Genomic DNA, 6,929 nt, shown 5'->3' with positions numbered 1-6,929 from the left:
TCAGTAAACTCTATATACTGAATCCATTTGTATGATGCAAGTCGTTTGTTTGAAAAGCCTTTGATATCATTTACAAGGCTTTTGTCAGCATCACAACCGTCAACAGTTTTAATAATTGCCTTAATTGCCTGACCTCGGCTTTCGTCAGGAACGCCAATTACCGCACATTCAAGTACAGCAGGGTGCTTCATAAGTACATTTTCAATTTCAAAAGGACCAACTCTGTAGCCTCTTGTCTTAATCAAATCATCTGCTCTGCCCACATACCAATAGTATCCGTCCTCATCCATATAGGCGGTATCGTTTGTGTGATACATTCCGTTTCTCCACGCATATTGGTACATCTGCTCATCGCCGATATAATTTGTAAAAATGCCGTACTGCTTTCTGTCCTTTGGCGGAACAACAACAATTTCGCCGGTTTCTCCCTGTTTAACCTCATTGCCGTCAGAATCAACAAGTCTTATATCATACATCGGACTCGGCTTGCCGATTGAGCCTGTTTTTCCGTTTGTACCATTAAGGTTAGCAATCAGAAGTGTGGTTTCGCTCTGACCGTATCCCTCCATTGGGTGAAGTCCTGTCTGCTCAAACACAGCGTCCGCAATGTTCGGATTGAGTGCTTCTCCTGCGGTTGTAAGGTACTCAAGCGAACTTAAATCGTATTTTCTCATACCCTTTTTAACAAAGTATCTGTAGGCAGTTGGCGGTGCACAGAATGAAGTAACCTTAAACTTTTCAATTACCTTTAAGATTTTTGACGGTGAAAACTTATCAAAATCAAAAGCCATAACAGCACAGCCACAAAGCCACTGACCGTAAATTTTGCCGTAAGACGCCTTTGCCCAGCCTGTTTCTGCAATAGAAAAATGCAGTCCGCCCTCTTTTACATTCTGCCAGTATTTTGCAGAAATAATATGACACAAGGAATAAATATGATTATGCACAACCGCCTTTGGATAGCCTGTTGTGCCGGAGGTAAAGTAAATGAGCATCGGCTCAGTTGCCTTTGTCTGCACCCTTTCAAGCCTATCACTTGCGTTTTCTATTTCATCAGTAATATTAACTGTACCGTCAAAATTTTCTCTGCAAACAAAAACAGTTTCTAAGGAGTTTTCCTGATTTTTCGCTTGCATTAGATTTTCAACAGTTTCGCTGTCAGGTGTGCAAACCGCCATTTTGATATTTGCCACATTCACTCTGTAGCTGATGTCCTCAGCGGTAAGCATATTTGTAGCAGGAATTGCAACCACTCCAAGTTTATGCAAGGCAGTAACTATGTACCAATATTCATAATTACGCTTGAGCATAAGCAAAACTTTGTCGCCCTTTTTCACATCGTATTTTTTTAATACATTAGCCGCCTTGTTGCTAAGCCTGCTTAAATCTTCAAAAGTAAAAATTCGCTCGTCACCCTCCGGATTAGTCCACACAAGAGCAATGTCATTAGGTGCTTTTTCTGCCATTTGATCAAGCACATCATAGCCGAAATTATAGTTATCTTCAAATTTTAATCTAAAGCTTTTCAATGTATTGTCACTATTAAATTCTTCATTGCAAAACTGCTTGTACAACTGCATATTATCTCGCCTTTCAGAATATAAACTAAAATTATTACAGATAAAATAATATCAAAAATAGACTGATTAGTCAATAAATAGCGTTATTCTGATTTTATTAATAAATCAATCAGTTATGCAAATACTGCATAATAATTATAATTATTGGCATTTAGTAAATTTATGTCCACTTGCAAAAGCCACTCATTTTTGGTATATTTAGAGTATATAAAGTATAGAAAACTAAAATTTTACAGGGCGTGATTTTATGAAGAAATTTACTCTTGAAGAAATAGCCACAGCCTGTGGCGGTAAATATGTTGGCGACGAAAATTTAAAAAATGTTGCCATTTCATCGGTAGAGCGTGACAGCAGATGTATTAAAGAAAATTCTCTTTTCCTTGCAATCAAAGGCGAGAGAGTTGACGGTCACGACTTTATTGAAAAATGCTACGCTGACGGTGCGATTTGTGCCATTTGCGAAAATGCTCCAAAAAATGCGGCAAAGCCATATATTCTCGTTGATTCAACTCTTGAGGCGGTTAAGAAAATCGGTATGGCTTACCGCAAAAAATTTGACATTCCTGTAGTTGGTGTGTCAGGCAGTGTTGGCAAAACCTCCACAAAAGAAATGCTTTATGCTGTGCTTTCTCAGAAATACAAAACCCACAAAACACAGGGCAACCTCAACAACGAGCTTGGCGTACCGCTTACACTCCTTGCTATGCCTGAGGATACCGAGGCGGCAGTAATTGAAATGGGTATCTCCGACTTTGGCGAAATGAGCCGACTTGCTCAGATGGTTCAGCCGACTATCTGCGTGCTTACAATTATCGGCTGTTGCCACCTTGAAAATCTTGGCGACCGCAACGGCGTTTTAAAAGCAAAAACAGAGATGTTCAAGTTTGCAAGCGAGGGTGCTGAGTTTGTACTCAACGGAGATGACGACAAGCTTGCAACCGTAACCGATGTAAACGGCAAAAAACCTATTTTCTTTGGTCTTGACAGCAAAAATGAATACTATGCCGAAAATATTCAGAACAACGCTGACGGCGGTGTGCTTGCCGACCTATGCTTTGGCAATACAAGGCTTTCGGTCAAAATTCCGGCAATCGGCAGTTATATGGTTTCAAATGCACTTGCGGCGGTTGCCGTCGGTAAGCTCTGCGGACTTAGCGACAACGAGCTTATAAAGGGTGTGGAGTCATACAAAACTGTAGGCAGTCGTGCAAATGTTATCAATACAGCCGACTACAAAATTATTGACGATTGCTACAACGCAAATCCAACCTCAGTTATGGCAAGCATTGACACACTTGTAAACTTCAAGGGCAGAACAGTTGCAATTCTTGGTGATATGAAAGAACTCGGCAAAAATGAACTTGAAATGCACCGCACCACAGGTGAATACGCAAAGGAAAAAGGCGTTGACCTTGTAATAGCAGTTGGCCCGCTTGCAAAATCACTTGCCGAGGGCAGTAAAGGAAAATGGTACTCAGACATTGACTCCCTCCTCCCTGACCTCAAAATTTTGCTTAAAAATGGCGATACAGTCTTAGTAAAGGCATCCCACTCAATGCAGTTTGAAAGAATTGTTTCATTTTTAAAAGGGGAATAATTTAAACAACTTGTAAGCTTTTCATTATTTATCCCTACATATTTTATCTTTAATTAAAACAATAAAACTGACTTACGGGCATAAAAACCTCCTATAGCAAATTGAATGCTATAGGAGGTTTTCTTTTATCTATTCATTTTTATAAACTTATTCAATTAATGTTAAAACGAAAATCAGTCAGTATCACCTGCAATATATTTTTGAAGAGCAGTAACATCAATTACACTTACACTTCCGTCCTTATTCATATCTGCAAGCTTGCTCTGATATTCGGTAAATTCAAACATACCTGCAATACCTTGCTGAGTTGTGGTAACATCATTTACAGTAATTTTTCCATCCATATTAACATCACCGATTGGGAAAATCTCAACATTTAGCATGACATTTGAATTTGTAATCGTAACCGTATATTTTCTCTCGGCATGAGCGTTTTTAGAAACCAACATTGTGTATGTTCCGTTTGCTACACCAATAATTGAATACTCCGCAGTATTGCCATTTACGGTAGTTTCGTACTGCACCGTATCAGATTTTAGGAGTTGAATTTTAACCGTATCGGTTTCAGAAAGATAACTCTTAACCGTTCCTTTAACAGTTGTGCCTGAGGCAACGCTATTAAAGGCTATACCGTTTTTCTCAGCATAAGTCTGAGCCTCAGTGCCACTTGTTCCGTAGATTACAAAACTTGGAATAACCTCCGGGAACGAGAATGGATCATCAATATCGGTAGGATAGTAACCTATAGCGTGTTCACCTATATGAGTTACACTTGCAGGAACTTCCATACTATTAATATTTCCGAGAGAGAAAAACACTCCGTCACCTATATACTGCAACCCGTCATTTAGATTTACATTTTTCAAATTTTTACCCGTGAATGAATCGTCATCGACAACACGCATTGTCTGCGGAAGCGTAATTGTTTCGCACCCATTATTTTCAAACGCTTTAGTTTCGACAAGTTCACCACCATTGAGCGTAATATTTTTCAGGCTTTCACAGCCAAAAAATGAGTAGTAACCTATGTACTGACAGCTTTTGGGGATTACCACCTTTGTAAGTATAGGCGGTTCAAAATATGCAACATTACGAGGAGTTAATTCGAGGTCACCGAAAATAAATCCGCCTACAATAGCCTTTGTTCCCTCTTTAAATGTCAGTTCTGTATTTTTTGGCATAGTGCCTTTGTAGCAATAAGCAAAGTCTTGAAAATATACAATGCCGTCTTTTTGATTGTTATACCAACCTGTTCCCGTAAATGCACGGTGGTCAAGAACACTTAAATTTTTACCGATACTGCCAAAGCTGTTAAGTTTGGAGCAGTTTGCAAATGAACAGTCGCCGATATAACGCACATTTGTACCACCTGTTATTGTTGTCAGGTTGGTACAATCACTGAATGCACCGTCTATACTTACAAGAGAATCCGGCAGATTAACCTTTGTAAGTCCTGTGCACGATTTAAAACTGTCCTTCAAAATGCGAACATTTGAAAGATTTACACTTGTAAGATTTTCGCTGCCGATTGTTCCAACAACTTCCAATGTATCGCTTGGAAGCGTTATTGACTTTAACTTTACACAATCAATCAATGAAGCATCAAGTCGGACATTTCCTTTTGGGATAGTAAGGCTTTCAATTTCAGGGCAATTCATAAAGCAACTAATAGCAAGCTTAGCCGTTGTTGGAAGTTTTACTGTTTTTAAATCGTACATACCTTCAAGGTCAATGTAGTCAACGCTTTCCGGAACAGTAAGTGATGTAATCTTATAATTGCTGTTTACATTGGTCGGTGATTTTATTGTCAATGATTTCAAACCGTCAGGCAGATTAAGAGTTGTCAGTTTGTCAACATAACATTCGTTCATATAAACAGTCTTTGTTCCTGCTCTTACAGTGTATGTTGAATTTACTTTTACATTTTCATACGGTATGGAATAGTCATGTTTAAAACCTAAGAATATTCCTCCACAATAAATAGGTGAACCATCAGGAATATTGTCATACCATTTTGTGTCATAAATCGCACTGTAATAGGTATCAATTTCAGTAAGTGTGCTTGGGAATGTTATATCTTCAAGGTTATAGCAGCCGCAGAATGAACCGTCAAGTTTTTCAAGACCTTCGGGAAGAACTAATTTTTTCAGAGATTCACAGTAGCCAAAGGCATTATCTTCAATACTCTTCAAACCAACGCTAAATGTAACAGATGAGAGTGAAGAACATTCATAAAATGCGTACCCGCTGATTTTTTGAACGCTTTTCGGAATTTTAATATTTGTTAAATAATTACAGTTTTGAAAAGCACCGTTGCCTATATATCTTACTCCGTCAGGGATTGTAACCGATGTTATATCAGAATCCTTAAACACCCCATTACCGATTCCGCTAACGCCTGATGGAATAACAGGAGTTTTACTGCTACCTCTGTAAGCAAACAGACAACCATTCCATACGAAGAAATCAGACGCATTATCATCGTATAACCACGCATTATAATCTTCACTCAACGCAGGAATTGAACTCCACGGGTAATCACCGAAAACACGGTCACCAAAATTTACTTTTTGACTTACATTGAAATTTTTTAGAGAATAGCAACCTGAAAAAGCCCCATTTTCAATTTCGGTCACACTTTCGGGAATATCAATTGATTTCAACTCAAAACATCTACTGAATGCAAACTGTCCGATTATTTTAAGATTTTTTGAAAGAACAATTTCTTCAAGAGGAACGCTATCATCATAATCACCAAACGCATATTCTCCGATATATGTAACTGTATCCGGCATTACAATTTTTTTGATATTTGAAGTGTCCATATTTTCGATACCTGTAACGGTATAGCCGTCAATTTTTGACGGAATTGTTACCTCGGTAGCATAACCATTGTAATCGGTGATTGCAATGGTATTTTCGGAAAGGAAGCGGTAAACATATCCTGTTCCGGAGCTTGACGGAACTTTGTTATACAAACCTGCATAACCGTCTTCATTTTGCACCTCTGCCAATGCAGTTACAGAAAAAGCGGCCGTAAGCATACAGAACACAAGTGCAAAACTTATGATTTTTCTTGTACAAATTTTTGGTTTGTTCTTTTTCATAAATATACCTCCTGTTGTTTAATATTGCTTATTAATTTTAAAGTATTGCTTTTCTTCCACTTGCATTATACAATATAATTAAAATAATTGCAATACATTTCTAAATTTTAGCTATTATATATTTTAACTATAACAAAGGTATATTATGTATATGCTATAACCATAAACAAAAAGAAAATAATAAAATAGCCCGACCACCATTAGCCGATTTTTTGATCTAACTTTTGGCGGTCGGGTTATTTTTAACTTATTTGCAAAGCTCATCAAGTGTAACATCAAGGGCATTTGCTATTTTTATTATGTTTGACATCAAACCGTCATCACGCCTCATAATATCTTCAAGAGTGCGTTTTGATATACCTGCTTTATCTGCAAGCTGTTGAACTGTCAAATTCTTTTGATTCTTATATTCCTTAATTTTCAAATTTTATTCACCTCTGCATTAATGTAGTATATCTAAGGTCAGTATAGAAGAAACGTGAATAAATGTCAACCGTATTTTTGCAGGCTCTATAATAAATGTTGGGGTAACAAATAGAGCCTACAAAAATAATTTTAAAAAAAGTAGAGCATATTTGTCTAAAATCCGTTAAAATAGAATTGCTTAGAAACCAGAAACGGAGGAACAAATATGCTCTACAAATA

General features: G+C 37.6%; 4 protein-coding genes. 1 reads left to right on the top strand and 3 read right to left on the bottom strand.

What is annotated here, in order from left to right; genetic code table 11:
• On the bottom strand, window positions 1–1,580 hold a 1,580-nt coding region (locus ACJMMI_RS04545), incomplete at its 3' end, for an AMP-binding protein (protein WP_405353953.1).
• A gap of 247 nt (window positions 1,581–1,827) precedes the next feature.
• Here ACJMMI_RS04545 and murF point away from each other — a divergent pair.
• Window positions 1,828–3,177: a UDP-N-acetylmuramoyl-tripeptide--D-alanyl-D-alanine ligase gene (murF, locus tag ACJMMI_RS04540; RefSeq protein WP_405353952.1), complete on the top strand. Its 1,350-nt coding sequence runs from the start codon at window positions 1,828–1,830 to the stop codon at window positions 3,175–3,177.
• 173 nt (window positions 3,178–3,350) lie between these two features.
• Here the strand turns inward: murF and ACJMMI_RS04535 are convergent, their stop codons facing one another.
• Together ACJMMI_RS04535 and ACJMMI_RS04530 are read right to left on the bottom strand one after the other, a co-directional pair.
• Complete coding sequence (locus tag ACJMMI_RS04535; protein WP_405353950.1) at window positions 3,351–6,284, bottom strand: leucine-rich repeat protein; 2,934 nt, start codon at window positions 6,282–6,284, stop codon at window positions 3,351–3,353.
• Between the two features lie 247 nt (window positions 6,285–6,531).
• On the bottom strand, window positions 6,532–6,708 hold the full coding sequence (locus ACJMMI_RS04530) for a helix-turn-helix domain-containing protein (RefSeq protein WP_405353949.1): 177 nt from the start codon (window positions 6,706–6,708) through the stop codon (window positions 6,532–6,534).
• Between the last annotated feature and the right edge of the window lie 221 nt (window positions 6,709–6,929).

It is taken from the genome of Ruminococcus sp., assembly GCF_045129435.1.
Lineage (GTDB): Bacteria > Bacillota > Clostridia > Oscillospirales > Acutalibacteraceae > Ruminococcoides.
Note: the sequence above shows the minus strand (reverse complement) of the source record. Positions and strands in the feature narration are given on the sequence as shown.

Coding starts and splice junctions, on each gene's coding strand:
- ACJMMI_RS04535 (WP_405353950.1), bottom strand. CDS start 6,284: ATGAAAAAGAACAAACCAAAAATTTGTACAAGAAAAATCATAAGTTTT.
- murF (WP_405353952.1), top strand. CDS start 1,828: ATGAAGAAATTTACTCTTGAAGAAATAGCCACAGCCTGTGGCGGTAAA.